The organism is Gallibacter intestinalis, assembly GCF_014982745.1.
In the GTDB taxonomy this organism is placed as follows: domain Bacteria; phylum Bacillota; class Clostridia; order Peptostreptococcales; family Anaerovoracaceae; genus Gallibacter; species Gallibacter intestinalis.
In genome coordinates this window covers 20,479-41,311 of the sequence record NZ_JADCKA010000007.1, presented here as the reverse complement: position 1 = coordinate 41,311, position 20,833 = coordinate 20,479, and the positions used below count along the sequence as shown (strand labels likewise).

The 20,833-nt window shown below is 40.2% G+C and carries 21 protein-coding genes; all 21 read left to right on the top strand.

The features are described from left to right. Position 1: 1 nt before the first annotated feature. Positions 2 to 610 carry a nicotinate-nucleotide adenylyltransferase gene (gene nadD, locus INF20_RS05085; RefSeq protein WP_226385299.1) on the top strand — a complete coding sequence of 203 codons (609 nt, stop codon included), beginning with the start codon at positions 2 to 4 and terminating at the stop codon, positions 608 to 610. Beyond that, positions 591 to 1,574: a bis(5'-nucleosyl)-tetraphosphatase (symmetrical) YqeK gene (yqeK, locus tag INF20_RS05080; protein WP_226385298.1), complete on the top strand. Its 984-nt coding sequence runs from the start codon at positions 591 to 593 to the stop codon at positions 1,572 to 1,574. The genes nadD and yqeK overlap by 20 nt, the downstream gene beginning before the upstream one ends. After that, positions 1,567 to 4,038, top strand: a complete 2,472-nt coding sequence (gene leuS / locus INF20_RS05075) for a leucine--tRNA ligase (protein WP_226385297.1) — start codon at positions 1,567 to 1,569, stop codon at positions 4,036 to 4,038. Before yqeK ends, leuS begins: the two co-directional genes overlap by 8 nt. Positions 4,039 to 4,065: 27 nt before the next feature. Further along, positions 4,066 to 5,811, top strand: coding sequence for a ribonuclease J (locus tag INF20_RS05070; protein ID WP_226385296.1), 1,746 nt, complete (start codon positions 4,066 to 4,068; stop codon positions 5,809 to 5,811). 3 nt (positions 5,812 to 5,814) lie between these two features. After that, positions 5,815 to 6,141, top strand: a complete 327-nt coding sequence (locus tag INF20_RS05065) for a YlbF family regulator (protein ID WP_226385295.1) — start codon at positions 5,815 to 5,817, stop codon at positions 6,139 to 6,141. An 86-nt stretch (positions 6,142 to 6,227) separates the two neighbouring features. Beyond that, positions 6,228 to 6,788 carry an elongation factor P gene (efp, locus tag INF20_RS05060; protein WP_226385294.1) on the top strand — a complete coding sequence of 187 codons (561 nt, stop codon included), beginning with the start codon at positions 6,228 to 6,230 and terminating at the stop codon, positions 6,786 to 6,788. A 69-nt stretch (positions 6,789 to 6,857) separates the two neighbouring features. Further along, the gene (gene mltG / locus INF20_RS05055) at positions 6,858 to 7,928 is read left to right on the top strand and encodes an endolytic transglycosylase MltG (protein WP_226385293.1); all 1,071 of its coding nucleotides are present in this window, start codon (positions 6,858 to 6,860) and stop codon (positions 7,926 to 7,928) included. A gap of 23 nt (positions 7,929 to 7,951) precedes the next feature. Next, a complete protein-coding gene (locus tag INF20_RS05050) occupies positions 7,952 to 8,650 on the top strand; it encodes an O-methyltransferase (RefSeq protein WP_226385292.1) in 699 nt (232 codons plus the stop codon). 8 nt (positions 8,651 to 8,658) lie between these two features. Further along, a complete protein-coding gene (locus tag INF20_RS05045; RefSeq protein WP_226385291.1) occupies positions 8,659 to 9,888 on the top strand; it encodes a peptidase U32 family protein in 1,230 nt (409 codons plus the stop codon). Positions 9,889 to 9,890: 2 nt separating this feature from the next. Further along, positions 9,891 to 11,255: a hemolysin family protein gene (locus INF20_RS05040; RefSeq protein WP_226385290.1), complete on the top strand. Its 1,365-nt coding sequence runs from the start codon at positions 9,891 to 9,893 to the stop codon at positions 11,253 to 11,255. After that, positions 11,252 to 12,562, top strand: a complete 1,311-nt coding sequence (mtaB, locus tag INF20_RS05035; protein ID WP_226385289.1) for a tRNA (N(6)-L-threonylcarbamoyladenosine(37)-C(2))-methylthiotransferase MtaB — start codon at positions 11,252 to 11,254, stop codon at positions 12,560 to 12,562. Before INF20_RS05040 ends, mtaB begins: the two co-directional genes overlap by 4 nt. A 30-nt stretch (positions 12,563 to 12,592) precedes the next feature. Then, on the top strand, positions 12,593 to 12,934 hold the full coding sequence (locus tag INF20_RS05030) for a histidine triad nucleotide-binding protein (RefSeq protein ID WP_226385288.1): 342 nt from the start codon (positions 12,593 to 12,595) through the stop codon (positions 12,932 to 12,934). A gap of 97 nt (positions 12,935 to 13,031) precedes the next feature. Continuing rightward, the gene (locus INF20_RS07995; protein ID WP_318959506.1) at positions 13,032 to 14,159 is read left to right on the top strand and encodes a GNAT family N-acetyltransferase; all 1,128 of its coding nucleotides are present in this window, start codon (positions 13,032 to 13,034) and stop codon (positions 14,157 to 14,159) included. A 543-nt stretch (positions 14,160 to 14,702) separates the two neighbouring features. Beyond that, a complete protein-coding gene (gene rpsU, locus INF20_RS05015) occupies positions 14,703 to 14,882 on the top strand; it encodes a 30S ribosomal protein S21 (protein ID WP_226385287.1) in 180 nt (59 codons plus the stop codon). Positions 14,883 to 14,908: 26 nt separating this feature from the next. Next, the gene (locus INF20_RS05010) at positions 14,909 to 15,355 is read left to right on the top strand and encodes a GatB/YqeY domain-containing protein (protein WP_226385286.1); all 447 of its coding nucleotides are present in this window, start codon (positions 14,909 to 14,911) and stop codon (positions 15,353 to 15,355) included. 64 nt (positions 15,356 to 15,419) lie between these two features. Then, positions 15,420 to 15,977: an SRPBCC family protein gene (locus INF20_RS05005; RefSeq protein ID WP_226385285.1), complete on the top strand. Its 558-nt coding sequence runs from the start codon at positions 15,420 to 15,422 to the stop codon at positions 15,975 to 15,977. Positions 15,978 to 15,996: 19 nt separating this feature from the next. Then, positions 15,997 to 17,337 carry an MATE family efflux transporter gene (locus INF20_RS05000; RefSeq protein WP_226385284.1) on the top strand — a complete coding sequence of 447 codons (1,341 nt, stop codon included), beginning with the start codon at positions 15,997 to 15,999 and terminating at the stop codon, positions 17,335 to 17,337. 20 nt (positions 17,338 to 17,357) lie between these two features. Then, entirely contained in the window at positions 17,358 to 18,050 is a 693-nt protein-coding gene (gene mtnN / locus INF20_RS04995; RefSeq protein ID WP_226385283.1) for a 5'-methylthioadenosine/S-adenosylhomocysteine nucleosidase, read from the top strand. A 30-nt stretch (positions 18,051 to 18,080) separates the two neighbouring features. Then, on the top strand, positions 18,081 to 19,052 hold the full coding sequence (locus tag INF20_RS04990) for a PhoH family protein (protein WP_226385282.1): 972 nt from the start codon (positions 18,081 to 18,083) through the stop codon (positions 19,050 to 19,052). Beyond that, positions 19,049 to 19,933, top strand: a complete 885-nt coding sequence (gene ybeY / locus INF20_RS04985; RefSeq protein WP_226385281.1) for an rRNA maturation RNase YbeY — start codon at positions 19,049 to 19,051, stop codon at positions 19,931 to 19,933. The genes INF20_RS04990 and ybeY overlap by 4 nt, the downstream gene beginning before the upstream one ends. A gap of 11 nt (positions 19,934 to 19,944) precedes the next feature. Next, positions 19,945 to 20,832 carry a GTPase Era gene (gene era, locus INF20_RS04980; protein ID WP_404812922.1) on the top strand — a complete coding sequence of 296 codons (888 nt, stop codon included), beginning with the start codon at positions 19,945 to 19,947 and terminating at the stop codon, positions 20,830 to 20,832. The last annotated feature ends 1 nt before the right edge of the window (position 20,833 follow it).

The window sequence follows — 20,833 nt, the reverse complement described above, 5'->3', positions numbered from 1 at the left end:
TATGAAAAAAATAGGCATAATGGGCGGCTCCTTTGATCCGTGCCACAGAGGGCATATAAATCTGGCGTTGGATGCGGCAAGACAAGCCAATCTAACAAAGGTAATACTTATGCCAGCCAGAGTTCAGCCATTTAAGATAGATGCTAAAACGGCGGGAAATAATCACAGGCTTAATATGCTTAAAGCAGCAGTGGAAAACATAGCCGAGCTTGAGGTCTCCGATTGGGAGATGCGACAGGAAGAACTTTCCTATACATATTTGACAATGAGAGAGGCAAAAAGACAGGCTGGAGATGAAACTCAGGTGTTTTTCATATCCGGAACAGACTCGTTTCTGGAAATATCCCGTTGGAAAAATTCAGAGGAGCTGATTTCCGAAAACCGGTTCATAGTAGGCGTAAGACCTGGCTACAGAGAGGATGAACTGGAGGCGGAAATAAAAAGACTTTCGGAACTGTACGGAACCGAAATAATAAAAATAGATAACAGGAGATTTCACATATCATCCACGGAGATACGGGAAAGGCTGAGAGACGGGAAGGATATCTCGGATCTGGTGACTCCGGGAGTGGAAAGGTATATAAAGGAAAATGGACTGTATATCAAATAAGGACTATAGAGATAAAAACTACAGAAAAGAGATTGAAAAGTATGTAAAAAGCCATCTTTCAGATAAAAGATGGAATCATACGGTAAATGTCGTCTCCGAGGCAGAAAAACTTTGCCAGATGTACGGAGGTGACATGGAAAAATGCGTGACGGCTGCCATTTTTCACGACGTGGTAAAGGAGCTTCCTAACGAAGAGCTAAATGCTCTTGTAAGGAAATTCGGTTTTGATGAAAAATACATTGACTCACCGAATCTTTCCCACGGCAAGATTGCGGCGGCTTTGCTGAAGCACGAGTGGGGTATCGACGACGAAGACATAATAAATGCAGTTTCATATCATACCACCGGAAGAGCCGGTATGAGTAAGACTGAAAAGATTGTGTTTATAGCAGATGCCATAGAACCAACAAGAGTTTATAACGGTGTTGAAGCAATAAGGAAAGCTACATACGAGGATCTGGACAGAGGATGTCTAAAGTCACTTACAGATACAGTGGAGCATCTTAAAGAAAAGGGTGTTTCATATATTGATGAGGACACGCTCAGAGCCAGAGAATGGTTTGAAGAACAGATTGACGATTTCAGAAAGGAAAGAGACGGAAATCATATGAACAGTAAGGATTACGCTCTGCTGGCGGCAGAGACTCTTGACAGCAAAAAAGCTGAAGATATCATTATATTCGATATTGCTGAAAAATCATCCATAGCTGATTATCTTATTTTAGCCACAGGGTTAAATGAAAGGTCTGTCGGTGCGCTGATTGATGAAGTGGAAGACAGACTGGCTCAGGAAGGTTTGCTAGTAAAAAGCATCGAAGGTAAAAAGGAATCAGGCTGGATTTTGATGGATTATGGAGATATCATCGTCAATGTTCTGACAGCAGAAAAAAGAGACAGATACAACATTGAAAAAGTATGGGCCGATTGCAATACTCTTAGTTGGGAGGTAAAGGGAAATGAATGAGAAGTATAATTTTGCGGAAGTTGAAAAGAAATGGCAGAAAGAATGGGCAGATAGCGACATCTACAAAGTGACTGAGGATGAGAGCAAGGAAAAGTACTATGTACTTGAAATGTTCCCGTATCCTTCAGGTAAGCTTCACATGGGACATGTTCGTAATTATTCCATCGGCGATGTTCTGGCTAGATATAAAACAATGGAAGGTTATAATGTCCTTCATCCTATGGGCTATGACGCCTTCGGCCTGCCTGCGGAAAACGCGGCAATCAAACACGGCGTTGAGCCTGCAAAATGGACATATGAAAATATGGACGAAATGACTCAGCAGCTTAAGGAGCTGGGACTTTCCTATGACTGGGATAGAAGTCTTGCCACATGCAAGCCTGATTATTATAGATGGATGCAGTGGATCTTTATTCAGTTCTATAATAAAGGACTGGCCTACAAAAAGGAAAATCCTGTAAACTGGTGTCCAAGCTGTCAGACAGTACTGGCAAATGAGCAGGTTGTAGACGGTAAGTGCGAAAGATGCGGCAGCCTGGTGGGCAAAAAGAGCCTCTCCCAGTGGTATTTTAAAATTACCGATTACGCTGAAAGATTGCTTGATGGTCTTGATAATCTTCCTGGATGGCCTAACAAGGTTAAGCTGATGCAGAGAAACTGGATTGGTAGATCGGAGGGTGCAGAAGCAAGATTTAAGATTGAAGGTTTCGATAAAGAGCTTGAAATATTTACTACAAGACCTGACACTATTTACGGAACAACATTTATGGTACTGGCACCGGAACATCCTTTTGTAAAAGAGCTTGTTGAAGGTACTGAATATGAAAAGGCCGTTGACGAGTATCTTGATAAGGTTCAGCATATGAGCGAAATCGAGAGAACTAGCACAACAGCTGAAAAAACCGGTGTATTTATCGGAAGATATTGTATAAATCCTGTAAACGGAGCAAAAGTTCCTATTTTCATTTCAGACTATGTACTTATGGGCTACGGTACAGGAGCAATCATGGGCGTACCTGCTCATGACCAGAGAGACTTTGACTTTGCAAAGAAATTTGATCTGGAAATAATACCTGTAGTTGACCCTCAGAACCCTGAAATAGATGTAAATAATCTTAAGGAAGCCTTTGCAGCAGAAGGTAAGATGATAAATTCCGGAGAATTTGACGGAATGGATAATCAGGAGGCCATAGAAAAGGTTACAGCTAAGCTGGAAAAGGAAGGCCTCGGAAAGAAAACCGTAAACTACAAGCTCAGAGACTGGCTTATTTCAAGACAGAGATACTGGGGAACTCCAATTCCTATGATTTACTGTGATGATTGCGGTTGGGTTCCTGAAAAGGAAGAAAATCTGCCTGTAATGCTGCCTACAGATGTGGAATTTACAGGAAAGGGTGAATCACCACTTACAACAAGCAAGGTATTTGCTGAGGTTACCTGCCCTAAGTGTGGTAAAAAGGCAAGAAGAGAAATGGATACAATGGATACATTCCTCGATTCATCTTGGTATTTCCTGAGATATTGTGATGCAAACAACGATAAGGAAGCCTTTAATAAAGATAAGGCAAAATATTGGATGAATGTTGACCAGTACATCGGCGGCGTTGAGCATGCGATACTCCATCTGATGTATGCAAGATTCTTCCAGATGGCTTTCTATGATCTGGGTCTTGTGGAACATACAGAACCATTCCAGAATCTGCTGACACAGGGAATGGTAATTAAAGACGGCAGAAAGATGAGTAAATCCATAGGTAATGTGGTTACACCTGCTGAAATTATTGAAAAATACGGCGCAGATACAGCTCGTCTGTTCATACTCTTTGCAGCTCCGCCAGAAAAGGAACTTGATTGGTCCGATGCTGGAGTTGAAGGCTCATTCAGATTCATAAACAGAGTATATAAGATGGTTTATGAATTTGTCAGAGATTACGGAGATGTAAAGGCAGACAGCAGCGTAAAGAGCGATGCAGATAAAGAACTTAATTTTGTTCTCAACTCGACTATTAAAAAGGTCGGTAGTGATATAGGTGACAGATTTAACTTTAACACGGCGATAGCGTCCATTATGGAGCTTGTAAATACCATGTATAAGTACAAGGAAAGAGAAGACTTCAATGCTCCTCTGTTCAGAGATGTGGTAGAAAAGCTCATACTTATGATGGCTCCATTTACACCACATCTTTGTGAGGAAATGTGGCATGGAGCTGGCTATGAAGAGTCGGTACATCTTCAGAAGTGGCCAAAGGCAGACGAATCCGCCCTTGTTAAAGACACTGTCGAAGTTGTAGTCCAGATCAACGGTAAGCTTAAGCATAAGATGAATGTTGACAGCGGACTGACAAAAGAGGAACTGGAGAAAACTTGCCTGGCCGATGAAGCGGTTAAGGAACTGGTAGATGGTAAGGACGTCGTTAAAGTCATCGCCGTTCCGGGCAAACTGGTAAATATTGTAGTTAAATAATCTCCGGTCCTCTGGAAAGGACGGATAATGGAAAAAGAAAAGGAAAAACAAAAAGATAACAGATACGGCAAAAATAAAAAATCATTTTTGCCTAAGCAGAAAAACAGAGACGAAAAGAAGCTTAAAGTTATACCCCTTGGAGGCCTTAATGAAATCGGAAAAAACATTACGGCCTTCGAGTACGGTAATGACATTATGCTAGTGGACTGCGGATTGTCCTTCCCTGATGATGACATGTTCGGTATAGATGTGGTAATTCCTGATTTTACATATCTTGAAAAGAACGCATCTAAAATAAGAGGTCTTGTTATAACCCACGGTCATGAAGATCATATAGGCGCTGTACCTTATCTGATTCAGAAGCTTAATGTGCCGGTGTACGGCACAAGACTTCCTATAGGACTTATAAAAAATAAGTTTGAAGAACACGGAATAAGACACGGCAAGCTTCATAATATCAACGCAGGAGACAGAATTAACTTAGGAGTCTTTAAAGTTGAAACCATAAGAACTACTCATTCTATAGCAGACTCAATCTGTCTTTCCATAGATACACCAGTGGGAAGGATATTCCATACGGGGGATTTCAAAATCGACTATACTCCTGTTGATGGTGAGCCTATTGATCTTTCAAAGCTAGCTGAACTTGGTTCAAAGGGTGTACTTCTGATGATGTCAGATAGTACAAATGCCACAAGACCGGGCTTTACTGAATCGGAAAAGAAGGTAGGAGATACTCTTGAAAGTATTTTCAGAAATGCTACCACAAGAATCATAGTATCTACTTTCTCGTCAAATGTGCACAGGATACAAAAAATTGTGGACAATGCGGTGAAGTTTGGAAGAAAGGTTGCATTCTCCGGAAGGAGTATGGTAAATGTCGTTGGCCTTGCCATAGCTCTTGGATATCTTAAAATTCCGGCAGGAACTATTGTAGATATAAACAAGACAAGAAACATTCCTGATAATGAGCTTGTAATAATAACTACAGGTAGCCAGGGTGAGCCGATGTCTGCACTGGCCAGAATGGCAAACTCTGAACATAAGGCAATAGAGATAAAGAGAAACGACGTTATAATCCTAAGCTCAACGCCGGTACCGGGTAATGAGAAGATGGTGTCAAATGTCGTAAACAGACTTATCGAAAAGGGAGCGCAAGTAATCTACTCTGATATAGCAGATACCCATGTATCGGGACATGCCTGCAGAGAAGAGCTCAAGCTGATACATTCCCTGATAAAGCCAAAATTCTTTATGCCAGTTCACGGTGAATACAGGCATTTGGAAGCTGCAGCAGAAATAGCCATGGATCTTGGCATGAACAAGAAAAATATTTTCATCATGGAAAACGGAGACTGCCTTGAACTGGACAGAAGGTCTGCGGCTGTTAAAAAAGAAGCGGTACCTGCAGGAGCAGTCATGGTAGATGGTCTTGGTGTTGGCGATGTGGGCAACATAGTGCTTCGAGACAGAAGGATGCTTTCCGAATCCGGATTGATTATTGTGGTTGCAACTATCAACAGAGGTTCGGGACAGATACTGGCAGGCCCGGATATAATATCCAGAGGTTTTGTATATGTGAGAGAAAACGAAGATCTCATAGAGGAAGCTACAGATGTGGCAAGAAATTCCTTAGAAAAGATGCTTGGGGCAAATAAGAAAATAAACGACTGGAGCGCTCTTAAAAACGGCCTTCGCGATGATATGAGAAAGTTCATATATGCGAAGACTCAGAGAAGTCCGGTAATATTGCCTATATTTATGGAGGTTTAACAAATGAATGTATATGAAGAAGCTCACAATCTGAGCAAAGCTATAAAGGAATCCGAAGAATACAAGCAGTACAAGGCGGCTTCCGATAAGATTAAAGAAAATCCTGAACTTGATAAAATGATGAAGGATTTTATGGAAAAACAGATTCAGATGCAGACAAAGCAGATGCTAGGCGAGGAAGTTCCTCAGGATATGATGCAAAACATACAGAAGCTGACTGAAATTGTAACGGCAGATCCGGCGGCTGCTCAGTATTTGCAATGTCAGATGCGTTTTTCCATCATGATGCAGGATGTATATAATATTCTGGGAGAAACGGTAAACCTTTAACCACCTATTGGCAAGACATGCGTGTTTTGGTATAATATATGTCGTTAAAAGATTAAAAATTCATATATGAAACGGAGAAAAGATAAATGATAAGTGCAGGAGATTTCAGAAAAGGTATTACTTTTGAACTCAACGGAGAGCCACATGTAGTCCTGGATTTTCAGCATGTAAAACCAGGTAAAGGTGCTGCTTTCGTAAGAACAAAATACAGAAACATCCTTACAGGAGCTACAAGGGAAGAAGCATTTAACCCTAACGATAAGTTCCCTAAGGCGCATATTGAAACAAAGCATATGCAGTATCTGTACAGTGATGGTGAGCTTTACTACTTCATGGATAATGAAACATATGAGCAGATTCCAGTATCTGCAGAACAGTGCGAAGAAGCTATGAAGTATCTGAGAGAAAACGACGAAGCTACTCTGAAGTTCTATCAGGGACAGCCTTTCCTCGTTGAAGCTCCTAACTTCGTAGACCTTAAGGTAGTTGAAACAGAACCTGGAGTAAAGGGAGATACGGCTACAAATGTAACAAAGGCAGCAACTGTTGAAACAGGTGCCACAGTTCAGGTCCCTATCTTCATTGAAGAGGGTGAGATCATACAGATAGATACAAGAACAGGTGAATATCTGGGAAGATCCAAATAAGCATATGATCACAGACGGGACGCAATATTTTGCGTCCCTTTTAAAAATTGAAAGGAGATTGCCGATCACATGGCAACAAGTGCGAAAGGTAAAAATAAAAAACCACTTATTATTGTAATTGCAATCATCATCGTAGCTTTTGTTGCAGGAATATCTGTAACAATGGTTATGGGAGGGCCGGTGGATAAGAACAGCAAGGATTACGAAATTGTAAAGGTTGAAGAAGGAAGTTCCACAGGTCAGATTGCGGCAATGCTTGAGGAAAAGGGCATGATTAAAAGCTCTTTCTTCTTTAAAGTAAAATCAAAGATTGGTGGATACGACGGGGATTATAAAGCAGGACAGTATGCTGTAAGCAAGTCCATGTCCATGAAGGAACAGATGGAGCTTTTATGTAGCGGTAAAATCGTAGGCAAGATGTTTACAATTCCTGATGGCAATAATCTGGACAAGGATGCAACTCTTTTAGAGGAAAACAATATCATAACCAAGGAAGAATTTTATGATGAGGTTATGAACGGTGAATTTGACTATGAATTTCTCAAGGACGCTCCTGCAGGAGCAGAAAGACTGGAAGGATTTTTGTATCCTGAAACATATCAGGTGGATATGGATGCAGACGCTCATACGGTAATAGATACAATGCTAAAGCAGTTTGATAAGGTGTTCACCGATGAATATTACGAAAGAGCAGAGGAACTAGGACTTTCTGTTCATGAGGTTATGACGGTGGCTTCCATAATAGAAAGAGAAGCTAAAACCGATGAGGATAAGAAAAATGTAGCCAGTGTAATATACAACAGACTGGAAGTAGGCATGCCTCTTCAGATGGATTCAATTCTTGCATATATAACCGGTGAGGAAAAAATCAAAGCCAGTCTTGAGGATACTCAGGTTGAATCAGATTATAATCCTTACACAAATAATGGACTTCCGCCGGGACCTATATGTTCGCCGGGATTGACATCCATAGAAGCTGCATTATATCCAGCAGATACGGATTATCTGTACTTTGTGGCAACAGATAAGCTTGATGGCACAAATGTTTTCTCTGAAACATATGAGGAATTTTTAAAGGATAAAGAAGCTTTCGATAAAGCTTATCAGAAATATATAAAGGAGCATCCTGATAAAAAATAAGTGTAATAATAAAAGAGTACAAAATGACGGAAAAGGACAGTTACAGTAAACGAAATATAATAAACGACGATGTGGTTGACTACATGGATCGTAAGTTCAGGCCAATTGATCAGAAGCTGTGGCGTATGCGTCTTGATTCGGAAAACAAGTATGTTCCCATAATGCAGAGGGATGTGGAAAGTCTTATGATTACATATCTCAATGCCTTAAAACCTGAGGACATCCTTGAAATCGGAACAGCCATAGGCTACAGCCTTACTGTCATGGCTAAAACCCTTCCCGAAAGCAAGATTGTTTCACTAGAAAAGGATTTTCTTATGTATAAAAAAGCCATGGAAACCGTTGAAAAGTTTGGACTTTCGGATAGGGTTGAAATAATTAGGGGCGATGCAAAAAAGAGCTTGCTTTCTTTGCGAGAAGAGGTTTTGTCATCAAAACGCAATCCCTTCGGATTTGTGTTTATAGATGCGTCAAAGAGTCACTACAGAGAATTTTGGGATATTGTTATGGAAATGGTGAAGCCTGGAAGCATTATCATGTGTGATAATGTGCTTATGCGAGGTATGACCATAGATGATTCCTACGATATTTACAATAAGCATAAGACAAATATTAGGAAAATGAGAGCCTTTCTTGACCACATAACGGGGCTCAGATACGTTGATACGGCAATATTGCCCGTTGGAGACGGCGTATCGGTCAGCTACATAAAGGAAAGGTAAACGAATATATGAATAAGATTGAACTGCTCGCTCCGGCGGGCGATTTGGAAAAATTAAAGGCTGCCATCGACTATGGTGCTGATGCAGTGTATTTTGGGGGCGAAGCTTTCAGCTTGAGAGCTGGAGCGGGAAATTTTACAGAGGAGGAAATGCTTGAGGGCATAAAATATGCCCATGACAGAGGCAGAAAGTGTCATCTGACATTGAATATCTTTCCTCATAATGAAGATATAGAACCTATACAAAAGTATTTGGAGCATATAAAGGATTTTGGCATTGACGCTTTTATAGTATCAGATCCTGGTACAATAATGATGGTAAAGGAAATTATACCGAATGCCGAAATACATCTCAGCACCCAGGCAAACATGACTAATTATATGACGGCTAGATTTTGGGCACAGTACGGTGTAAAAAGAGTTGTTATGGCAAGAGAACTTTCTCTGGAGGAAATGAGAGGCGTAAGGGATATGATTCCTGCGGAAATGGACACAGAAGCCTTTATTCACGGTGCTATGTGCATCTCATATTCCGGAAGATGCCTACTCAGCAATTTTATGATACAGAGAGATGCTAATAAGGGAGAATGTGCCCATCCTTGCAGATGGAAGTACAGCTTGGTTGAGGAACAGAGACCGGGAGAGGAATTCCCAGTTGAAGAGGATGAAAGAGGCACATATATAATGAATTCCAAGGATTTGTGCATGATAGAGCACATTCCGGACCTAATTGCATCAGGAATTTCATCGGCAAAAATCGAAGGCCGCATGAAAAGCGCATTTTATGTAGCTACTATAGTAGGAGCTTACAGAAAAGCCATCGATGCATATTACAAAGATCCGGAAAACTACAAATTTAATCCAGCATGGCTTGAGGAAGTAAAAAAGGTAAGCCACAGGGATTTTACTACAGGATTTTACTATGGCAAAGCCGGCAATGAATCTCAAAATTATGCCAGCAGTGCATATACAAGGGACTATGACTTTGTAGGAAAGGTGCTGGATTTTGATGAAGCTACGATGATAGCCACAGTGGAGCAGAGAAACAAGATGGTACTGGGCGATGAAATAGAAGTTTTTGGACCTTATACGGATTTTTGGACTCAGAAGCTGGACTATCTTAAAGATGAGGAGGGCAACGACTTGGAGTCTGCCCCACATCCTCAGCAGATATTAAAGATAAGGATGGATCATCCTGTTAAGCACAACTTTATGTTGCGCAAGCGAAAGGAGAAATAAAAATGAACCCTGACCCCGTGATATCAGGCAGTGTGGAAACAATACTCGGCATTATAGTGCTGATTATATGCGGTGTATTTACAGCAGCGCAGAAGGCTATTGCCGATGTTAACAGAAATAATATCCGAAGCATGGCGGAGGATGGCGATAAAAAAGCAGAAAAGCTGTTAAAGCTTCTTGAAAAATCTTCAAAGGTGCTGGCAACTAATTTTACTGCTATAACCTTTTTAGGACTGTTTGCATGCCAGCTTATAGCAATCAACCATGCAGGTACAGTCTATGAGCTTTTGGAAAAGTACGGAATACCTTTTGTAGGTATCATTTCAGTGCTTATATTGGCTCTGATTTCTTCGATTATTTTCCTGGTGTTTGCAATCTTTTTCCCAAGGCAGATTGCCCGTCAGCATACGGAAGGAACAGCACTCAAGCTTTCTTCTTATGCCTCATTTATGATTGCGCTGTTTAAGCCTTTGACAGTTGTTGTAGGACTTTTGACAAATATCTTCCTAAAGATAGCAAGGCAAAAAACAGGTATTTATGAAGAAAAATTTACTGAAGAAGATGTAAAATCAGCCATAGAAATCGGTAAGGAAGCTGGTGTCATTAAGGAAGAGGGAAAGAAAATGCTGGATTCGGTATTTGCCTTTGATGATAAGCTGGCATATGAAATAATGACACCGAGAACCGATGTGTTTGCCATAGATATACAGGACGGTGCCGATGAATATCTTGATGAGCTTATGGAAATGAGATATTCGAGAATACCTGTTTATGATGACGAAAGCGACAATATTATAGGTATACTCAACATCAAGGACTTTATGATTCAGGCTAGGGAAAAGGGCTTTGAAAATGTGGATATACGCAGTATTTTAAGAGATGCCTTCTTTGTACCTGAAACAAAGAATATAGATGCTTTGTTCTTGGAATTGCAGAAAACTAAGCAGCACATAGCAATTCTCATTGACGAATATGGCGGATTTAGCGGTATCGTCACAATGGAGGATATTATCGAAGAGGTCATGGGAGATATCGACGATGAATACGATGAAGAGGAAGAGGAAATCCATGATCTTGGAGATAACAGATACCTTCTTGATGGATATATGAATCTTGATGATGTTAATGAGGAAATAGGAACCAAATTGACATCCGAAACCAGCGAAACAGTAGGTGGCCTTATAATAGATATTTTGGGAGAAATCCCTGATGAGGACGCCCACGAAAGAATAACCGTAAATCTCGATAATTACGAGTTTGAAGTTATAAATGTTAAGGATAGGCGAATAGAAAGGGTAATACTTACTGTAAAACCTGAAGATGAAGGTGAATCAGAAGAAGAAAGCAACGAGGACAAGGATAAATGAAAATAGCCTTTCATACACTGGGCTGTAAGGTAAACCAGTATGAAACAGAAGCCATGAAGGAGCAGTTTGCTTCTGCTGGATATGAAATAGTAAATGAATATGATAAAGCTGATGTCTATCTGATAAACACCTGCAGCGTTACGGGGCTTGCAGACAGAAAATCAAGACAGTACATCAGAAAGATGAAAAAGAAAAATCCACAAGCCGTTGTTGCTGTAACAGGCTGCTATGTGCAGGTGAGCGGTGATGAGGTGGCTGCTATGGATGAAGTAGATATCGTGGCGGGCACCAACGAAAAAAACGAAATACTTAATTATGTTAATCAGCATATCGAAAATCGTTCCATAGGAACCGAAAAGCATATATTGGATTACGATCAGCTCACAGATTTTGTGGAATGTGGCAGCATCACTTCCATGGAATCAAGGACAAGGGCCTATGTAAAGATTCAAGAAGGCTGTAATAGATTTTGCTCCTATTGTATAATTCCCTTTGCTAGGGGGCCAGTAAGATCAAGGGATGTTCAGGCTGTTATGACAGAGTGCGAAAACTTGGTTAAAGCCGGATTTAAAGAACTTATACTTACCGGAATAAACACTGCACTGTGTGAGCATCTTGATGAAATCTTAGATAGACTTGAAAAAATGCCGGGAGATTTCAGAGTAAGGCTCAGCTCCCTCGAACCGACTGTAATCAATGCCGAATATGTTAAAGGCCTTTTCAAATACAAGAGATTGTGCCATCATCTGCACCTTTCTCTTCAGTCGGGTTCTGATAATGTGCTTAAAGCCATGAACAGACGATATAATCGAAATGAATACCTAGATATAGTGAAGGCTCTCAGAGAATTTGACATTCACTATGGCATAACAACGGACATAATTGTCGGTTTCCCCGGTGAAACAGAGCAGGATTTCGAAGACACTTTGGATATTGTAAATCGTGCAGGCTTTGGTAAAGTGCACGCCTTTAAGTATTCCAAAAGGAAAGGAACAGCCGCCTGTGAAATGTCAAATCAGGTTAGCCCTCCGGTTAAAAAGGAAAGAAGCATACGACTTATTGAAACAGGTGAAAGGGAAAGTAAACTGTTTATTGAATCTTCCATCGGAGATGTAAGACAGGTACTTTTTGAGGAATACGATAAAGAAAATCAAGCCCTGACCGGATATACAGATAACTATATAAAAGCATATCTTGAAATCGATGAAACAGAAGCTGAGAGCTATAAAAATGCCTTCGCAGATGTAAAGATTGAAAAGATCTTTGCCGACGGGGCACAAGTAGTTCTTAAGGATAAAAATGACTAAACATTAAGGACAGGAAAGGAGGACACAAATATGAGCGACTGCATTTTCTGCAAAATAGCTGCTGGAGAAATACCTTCAAACAAGGTATACGAGGATGATAAAATACTTGTATTTCACGATCTTGAGCCGCAGGCTCCAGTACATATCCTGATGATACCTAAAAAGCATATTACTTCCACAGACGATGTTACGGATGCTGATGCTGAGCTTTTAGGATACATGCTCACTAAGGTAAAGGATGTGGCAAAGGAAGCCGGTATGGACAACGGCTACAGAGTTGTAATCAATTGCGGTGAGGACGGATTTCAGACAGTAAAGCATCTTCATATGCATATACTTGGCAAGAGACCTATGAAATGGCCTCCAGGCTGATGGAAGGATTAAAATGAGCATAGGACGATAATATAAATCATTCTATGCTCTTTTTATTTATATTTTAGTAATAGAAATGTACTTCACGGAGGTTTTAATGAAAATCGTTGAAGTAAAGCAAAGAAATCAAAATACGATAGATGAACTGGTCATATTGTGGGAGGCTTCAGTCAGAGCAACCCATACTTTTTTGACTGAAAGTGAAATCTTAAGAATTAAAGAGTATGTACCTGAGGCTTTGGTTGCTATTAAAGATTTATTTATATATCAAGATGAAAAAGATAAAGTTTTAGGATTTATGGGCGTACAGGACGGTTGTCTGGAGATGTTATTTATATCACCTAAAGCAAGAGGCATGGGCATAGGTAGACAGCTTTTGGAATACGGAATAGCTAATTGCGGTGTAAATACATTAACCGTAAATGAGCAAAATCCACAGGCAGTAGGTTTTTATGAGCATATGGGCTTTAGAGTATATAAAAGAAGCGAGATGGATGAGCAAGGAGGACCTTATCCTTTGCTTTATATGAGACTTGATGAAAAAACAGGCTGCATAATATGCGGTGCGCCTCTAAGATACTTGGATAAGGATCAGGAAATGGAATGCTTTATCTGTCATAAAAAGCAAAGTAGCAGAGTAGAATGTGTAAACGGGCATTTTGTGTGCGATGAATGTCATATGCACGGTGTAGATAAAATAATGGAGATCTGTCTTGCAGAGACATCTGTATCACCAGTGTTCATATTGGAAAAACTTATGGATGAATCATTTTGTCATATGCACGGACCAGAGCATCATATTATGGTCGGAGCATCCTTGCTGACTGCATATAAAAATGCCGGCGGTGATATAGAATTAAAAGATGCACTTTTAGAAATGTACAGAAGGGGAAAGGACATTCCAGGAGGAATATGTGGATACTGGGGTGCCTGTGGAGCCGGAATAAGTGCAGGTATATTCGTTTCCATAGTTACAGGATCAAATCCTCTGGCTGAAAGGGAATGGAGTCTTTCCAACAGAATGACTTCACTGGCGTTAAACACAATCAGCGAAAACGGTGGACCGAGATGCTGCAAAAGGAATTCATATATTGCAGTAACAGAAGGGGTCAGGTTTGCTGAGGAACAGCTGGGAGTAAAAATGCAAATGGATAAGCCTGTCTGCTCCAGGTTTGAAGATAACCAGCAGTGCAGAGGGCATAGATGCTTATATTTCCCCAAATAATTCAAAAGAAATGGAAGAAAATGGTAGCACATATTATACATATGTGCTACACTTGTGTTGAGCTGCCAATAAATGGTAGAAGGTGGTCAGCCTCAATCCGCTAATGTATACGGGAAGACCCGACAATACATGGAAGGATGCGATGATATGGATAAAACTATTATTGTTTTACTCATAGTTCTTGCTCTTACTGAGTTGGTAAGAGAAATAAAAAAATGATCACCCAACTTTTTGCAGCTGAAGGGTGATCTAAAACATCCTCGAGGCTGACCATTTACTATGGCAGCTCTTTTATTTACTTCAGTATATAATCACAACATCTTAATGTCAATAATCGTAGTATAGAGCTTGGAGAAATTTTAATGATTAAATCATATTTACAATTTTTGCGTATTGCCGCAAAAAAATTCAATAGGAGATGCTATATAGGATATAGGGAAATTAAATATTTTACACTTGCAAACAAATCGACTGTTTAGTATAATACATATGTTATAGGCAGAACCGAATGAAAAAGCAATAAGTCAGGAGGTGAAACAGGAAATGGCACAGGTTATAGTAAAAGAAAACGAAAGCTTGGAAAGCGCTCTTAAGAGATTCAAGAGATCATGCGCAAGAGACGGCGTTATGAGCGAGCTCAGAAAGAGAGAGCACTATGAAAAGCCAAGTGTAAAGAGAAAGAAGAAGTCTGAAGCTGCAAGAAAAAAGGCTAAGAAATACTAAGCGACATCGGGAAGAGGTGTATTATCTTGTCACTAAAGGAAAGACTTACAGAAGATTTCAAAACTGCCATGAAGAGCAAAGATGAAATCGCTAAAAATACAATAAATCTCGCCAGAGCGGCGATAAAACAGGTCGAGGTCGATACGAGAAAAGATCTGACCGACGAAGAGATAATTCCTATCATTGCCAAACAGGTAAAAATGAGAAAAGACGCTCTCGCTGATTTTGAAAAAGGTGGGAGGACTGACTTAATTGATGCTTATAACAAGGAAATAGAGGTTCTGGAAGTTTATCTGCCGGCACAGCTGTCGGAGGACGAAATTAAAAAGGTCGTAACCGAAACAGCAGCTGAACTCGGTATAGAAGGCGGAAAGCAGAACATGGGAAAACTCATGGGACCTGTAATGGCTAAGGTTAAAGGCCAGGCAGACGGCGGAGCCGTTAAAAAGATAGTGATGGAATTTCTTGGATAAGAACCCAAAGGACAAGCCGTAACAGGCTTGTCTTTTTTATGATTTAGCTAATTTAGGAGATTGAATGATTACAATAGAGTTAAAAGAAGTATTCAGAGCAACACCTCAGGTTATATGGGAATACCTTACAAATCTTGAAAATCAAAACTGGCGAAAAAATATAACATATATAGAGACAAATCACGACGGAAGTGAATTCGTCGAGCATACCGGCGATGAGGGTGATATGAGCTACAAGGTAGTAGCTTCTCAACCAGAGGAAATTTATGAGGTGAATTTTGAAAATGAAAACATCCAAGGCATATGGCACGGTGAGCTCTCAGAGACAGAAGATGGAGGTACTGTGCTTCGTGTGAGCGTATCCGTGGAAGCAAAAAGAGCTGTGTACAAGCCATATCTTAAAGCTTATGTCACAAAACAGGCTAAAGATCATCTGATGTATCTTAAGGAAGTGCTTGGAGAGACAAGTCAGCTGGATGATAGTAGATTTAGCGGATTTAACAATATTTCCCTTGCTATAGTTTTAGGCCTTATAATAGGCGGCATTACAAGAAGCATAGCAATAGGTATAGGCGCAGGAATTATAACGCTGATAGCCCTATATTTTATCAAGAAACGATAGATAGTATATTATTATTTACATGAATAGAGATCTTACTAAAGGAAACATAGGAAAAAACATGCTGCTGTTTTCTCTACCACTCATGGTGGGAAATCTGCTGCAACAGCTATATAATCTGGTGGATACATGGGTTGTCGGCAGGTTTGTCGGTGCTGATGCCTTGGCAGCTGTGGGAGCTTCATATTCTCTCATGGTGTTTTTAACTTCAGTATATATTGGGCTTTGCATGGGCAGCGGCTCGGCTTTTTCCATGTTTTTCGGAAAGAGAGACGAGGATAGCATGAAAAAGAGCTTTTTTTCGTCTTTTGTGCTTATCGGAGCAGTAAGCATAATAATCAATGTCGGCGTATATCTGTTTATGGATCCCCTTATATCAATATTGCAAATTCCTGAAAGCATCAGACAGATGACAGAGGAATATATGTCTGTAATTTTTGCGGGAATGTTTTTCGTATTCATATACAACTATTTTGCTAATCTTTTGCGAAGTGTCGGAAATTCTGTTGTGCCCCTTGTTTTTCTGGCAATTTCTGCGGTACTAAATATTGTCTTGGATTTGCTTTTTGTTCCTGTATGGGAATGGGGAGTTTTCGGCGCAGCATTGGCGACTATCATTGCTCAGGGAGTATCTGCCGTGGGTATAGCAATATGCGTTTATGTAAAATATCCTGAGCTCAGAATAGAAAAAAAGCATATGAAGCTGGAAATCGGTATAGTTAAAAGAGTTTTCAATATGTCTTTTTTCACTTCCTTGCAGCAGTCTGTAATGAATTTCGGGATATTGATGATACAGGGCCTTGTAAACAGCTTTGGCACATCGGTTATGGCAGCCTTTGCAGCGGCAGTTAAAATAGACACATTTGCATATATGCCGGCTCAGGATTTCGGCAACGGATTTTCCACATATATTGCTCAAAACTACGGAGCAGGTAAGGGCGAGCGAATAAAGCAGGGTATAAAAAAGGCCGTGATATCAAGCGGTATTTTCTGTGTATGCATAAGCGTTATAGTATGTGTTTTTGCAAGGCCTCTTATGATGATTTTTATAGATCCTTCAGAGAGCGAAATAATAGATATAGGAGTTGTATACTTAAGAATAGAAGGAACCTTTTATATCGGCATCGGAATGCTGTTTCTTCTTTACGGCTTTTACAGGGGAGTATCAAGACCTGCCATGTCTTTAGTGCTTACGGTGATTTCTCTGGGAAGCAGAGTGGCTATTGCATACGCCTTTGCAGGAATTTTGGGAGTAAATATAATATGGGCGGCGGTGCCTATTGGCTGGATTCTTGCGGATGTAGCCGGAATACTGTATTATAGAAAATACAGGAGAATTATATTATCGGACTATAAAGTTTAAGATAGATTGAGGTAATAATTTTGAATAAATTTAAAACTGTAGGAATAGTAGTGGCCGTTGAAAGGGAAGCATTTTTAAAGGTATTTGGAACTGATGGCAAGCACATACAGATCAACGGCTTTGATACATATTTATATAGGATCAATGATGTTGATGTTGTAATGATTTTAAGTGGCGCTGGAGAAATTTTAGCTGCAGGTGCAACTCAGGCCTTGATATGTGCATACAGTCCGGATGTGGTTATAAATGCCGGAATCTGCGGTGGACTTAACGGTGAAATGAAGCTTGGAGATTTGTGCCTTGTGGACAGCGTAGTGCATTATGGCTATGACATAACTGCTATGGGATATGCCAAGGGCGTTTATCTAGGTTGCGACAGTGCATATATAAAAACTGATACAAAGCTTTTAAAAGAAGAATTTAGATGCGGTATTAAATCAGTAAATTGTGCATCTGCTGACAGGCTTGTAACCGGAAAAGAGGAAAGAATAAAGCTTGGAAACGAGTTTAATTGCAGCATATGTGAAATGGAGTCTGCAGGGGTAATAATTACATGCAAGAATAATGAAATTCCGTGTATTTTGCTAAAAGCCGTTTCTGATAGTCTTGAGGATGGAGTTGAGGATCTTCTTGAGACGGACTGGGCTAAAAAATCGTCAGACATAGTAGCACAAGCAACATTGACGGCAGTAAAGGATTTGATACAGCTGTAAATATAAATCAACAGACAGGAGAATATACATTTGGATAATATCATTAAAATACTCATAGGCGATGATGTGGACAGGGGAGAACTGTTCGGTAATCTCGATAAGAATCTTAAAATAATCAAAGAATATTTCACCGTTGATATGATTCAGCGTGACAATGAGCTAGTTCTTAAGGGCGATGATGCCGCCAGTGCGGAAAAGGTCGTAAGGGAGCTTATGGAAATAATAAGAAGTGGTGAAAGCATAGATTCACAAAAGGTACACTATGTTATAGACCTTGCAGAAAAGGGTATGTCATATAAAGAAGGCAACATAGGCAAAGAGATAATCTGCTACACCAATATGGGTAAACCGGTAAAACCTAAAACTCTTGGACAAAAGGCTTATGTCAGATCAATGAGAAGTCGTGACATTGTCTTTGGTATAGGGCCGGCAGGAACGGGTAAGACGTACCTTGCCGTGGCCATGGCAGTGGCTGCCTATAAACAGAAGGCGGTTCAAAAGCTTATACTGGCAAGACCTGCCGTGGAAGCTGGGGAAAGTCTAGGATTTCTTCCAGGAGATTTACAGGATAAAGTTGATCCTTATCTTAGACCTCTTTACGATGCTCTGTACGATGTTCTAGGTAGAGATACAGCAACAAGATTAAAGGAAAAGGAAATAATAGAAATAGTTCCTCTAGCATATATGAGAGGAAGAACGTTGGATAATTCATTTATAATTCTTGATGAGGCGCAAAATACCACAAGAGAGCAGATGAAGATGTTTCTGACAAGAATGGGATTTGGCTCAAAAATGGTTATAACCGGTGATGTGACACAGATTGACCTTCCAAAGGGAAAGAAATCCGGACTTGTGGAGGCTTCTAAGGTGCTAGCAGGTATAAACGATATAGATTTTTGTTATCTTAAGGATGCGGATGTTGTAAGGCATGAGCTTGTAAGAAAAATCATAGGAGCATATGACCGATATTACAGCAGAAAGGAACATCAGGAGGAAAAATGAGATTGTATTTTGAAGAAGGAACGGATATTTCTCCAAAGCTTGAATCCCTGATGGAAGATGCAGCAAAGCTTTCTTTAGAAAGGGAAGGAATACCCCATGAAAATGCGGAAGTCAGCGTAACCTTTGTTGATGGCGATGAAATAAGAGAACTTAACGCCAGATTTAGAAATAAGGATAGCGTTACAGATGTTCTTTCCTTTCCTCAGTTTGATGATATACATGAGATTGTTAATGATGCTGAAGGTGATGTGCTTTCAGGAGATCTTCTTTTGGGAGATGTAGTAATATGCCGTGAGGTGGCGGAAAAACAGGCTGAAGAATATGGGCACAGCTATGAAAGAGAGTTAATGTATCTCTTTGTCCATAGTATGATGCACCTTCTGGGCTATGATCATATGGAAGAAGACGAAAAGCGCCTAATGAGAAAAGCAGAGGAGGAAGTGCTTTCTAAAATTGGTATTACTAGGGAGTATGAACCGAATTCGGAGTGCACTTACGAGGTAGATACAGACTACGCTTTGCTTGTGGATAAGGCAAAGGAAATATCAGAAAATGCCTATGCTCCATACAGTAATTTTAAAGTTGGAGCGGCAATTTTAGCCGAAAGCGGCAGGATATATCAGGGAGCAAATATTGAAAACTCATCCTATGGTGCAACCATATGTGCTGAAAGATCAGCTCTTTCGGCAGCTGTAAGCGCAGGAGAAAGAAAGTTTAAAGCAATAGCCGTATATTCTCCTCAGGGCAGCGCTTGGCCATGCGGTATATGCAGACAGGTACTCTTTGAATTTTCCCCTGATATGGATGTGATAGCAGAAGGAAAAGAAGGTTATGAAATATGCCCGTTAAGCCAGCTTCTGGTAAAGGGCTTTAGACTTTAAAAGGGAAGGAGATTTCCATGAAAAGCGGATTTATCAGTATAATCGGAAGACCGAATGTGGGCAAATCAACTCTTCTTAATGCTATATTAGGTGAGAAGATAGCGATTACCACTGAAAAACCCCAGACCACAAGAAATGTCATTAGGGGAATATACACCGATGATGAGGCTCAGATAGTCTTTATAGATACGCCGGGTATTCACAAGCCGAGAACAAAGCTTGGCTCATATATGACTGACAGTGCTGTAAACACCTTTAAGGAAGTGGATGCAGTTCTTTTCCTTGTAGATGACAGCATAGAAAAAGGTCCTGGAGACAAGTTTATAACTGAAATGCTTCAAAATGTTGATACTCCTAAATATCTCATTATAAATAAGACTGATATTTTAGGCCCAGAAAAATATAAGGAGATATTTGAGGAATATAATGGTATGGGCATTTTTGATGGCATTTTCGGTATAAGCGCAAGAGAAAACTGGAATGTCAACATGGTGATTCGCGAGATGAAAGCCATTATGCCAGAAGGACCGCAGTATTTTCCTTCCGACATGGTGACAGACCATCCGGAAAGATTTATTGTCAGCGAAATACTTAGAGAAAAGGTTTTGCTCTATCTTGAAGACGAGGTTCCACACGGTGTTGCCATTGAGATAGAATCCTTTGAGGAAGAAGAAAATATAACAAGAATAAGTGCGGTAATCTACTGCGAAAAGAAATCCCATAAGGGTATAATAATAGGAAAGGGCGGTAGAAAGCTTAAAGGCATAGGTAAAAGCGCCAGAGAGGAAATCGAAGCTCTTCTGGGAAGCAAGGTGTTTTTACAGATGTGGGTAAAGGTAAAGGAAAACTGGAGAGACAGCGATTTTGCCCTTTCAAATTTCGGATATAAGGATAAATAGT

Coding starts and splice junctions, on each gene's coding strand:
- nadD (WP_226385299.1), top strand. CDS start 2: ATGAAAAAAATAGGCATAATGGGCGGCTCCTTTGATCCGTGCCACAGA.
- yqeK (WP_226385298.1), top strand. CDS start 591: ATGGACTGTATATCAAATAAGGACTATAGAGATAAAAACTACAGAAAA.
- leuS (WP_226385297.1), top strand. CDS start 1,567: ATGAATGAGAAGTATAATTTTGCGGAAGTTGAAAAGAAATGGCAGAAA.
- INF20_RS05070 (WP_226385296.1), top strand. CDS start 4,066: ATGGAAAAAGAAAAGGAAAAACAAAAAGATAACAGATACGGCAAAAAT.
- INF20_RS05065 (WP_226385295.1), top strand. CDS start 5,815: ATGAATGTATATGAAGAAGCTCACAATCTGAGCAAAGCTATAAAGGAA.
- efp (WP_226385294.1), top strand. CDS start 6,228: ATGATAAGTGCAGGAGATTTCAGAAAAGGTATTACTTTTGAACTCAAC.
- mltG (WP_226385293.1), top strand. CDS start 6,858: ATGGCAACAAGTGCGAAAGGTAAAAATAAAAAACCACTTATTATTGTA.
- INF20_RS05050 (WP_226385292.1), top strand. CDS start 7,952: ATGACGGAAAAGGACAGTTACAGTAAACGAAATATAATAAACGACGAT.
- INF20_RS05045 (WP_226385291.1), top strand. CDS start 8,659: ATGAATAAGATTGAACTGCTCGCTCCGGCGGGCGATTTGGAAAAATTA.
- INF20_RS05040 (WP_226385290.1), top strand. CDS start 9,891: ATGAACCCTGACCCCGTGATATCAGGCAGTGTGGAAACAATACTCGGC.
- mtaB (WP_226385289.1), top strand. CDS start 11,252: ATGAAAATAGCCTTTCATACACTGGGCTGTAAGGTAAACCAGTATGAA.
- INF20_RS05030 (WP_226385288.1), top strand. CDS start 12,593: ATGAGCGACTGCATTTTCTGCAAAATAGCTGCTGGAGAAATACCTTCA.
- INF20_RS07995 (WP_318959506.1), top strand. CDS start 13,032: ATGAAAATCGTTGAAGTAAAGCAAAGAAATCAAAATACGATAGATGAA.
- rpsU (WP_226385287.1), top strand. CDS start 14,703: ATGGCACAGGTTATAGTAAAAGAAAACGAAAGCTTGGAAAGCGCTCTT.
- INF20_RS05005 (WP_226385285.1), top strand. CDS start 15,420: ATGATTACAATAGAGTTAAAAGAAGTATTCAGAGCAACACCTCAGGTT.
- INF20_RS05000 (WP_226385284.1), top strand. CDS start 15,997: ATGAATAGAGATCTTACTAAAGGAAACATAGGAAAAAACATGCTGCTG.
- ybeY (WP_226385281.1), top strand. CDS start 19,049: ATGAGATTGTATTTTGAAGAAGGAACGGATATTTCTCCAAAGCTTGAA.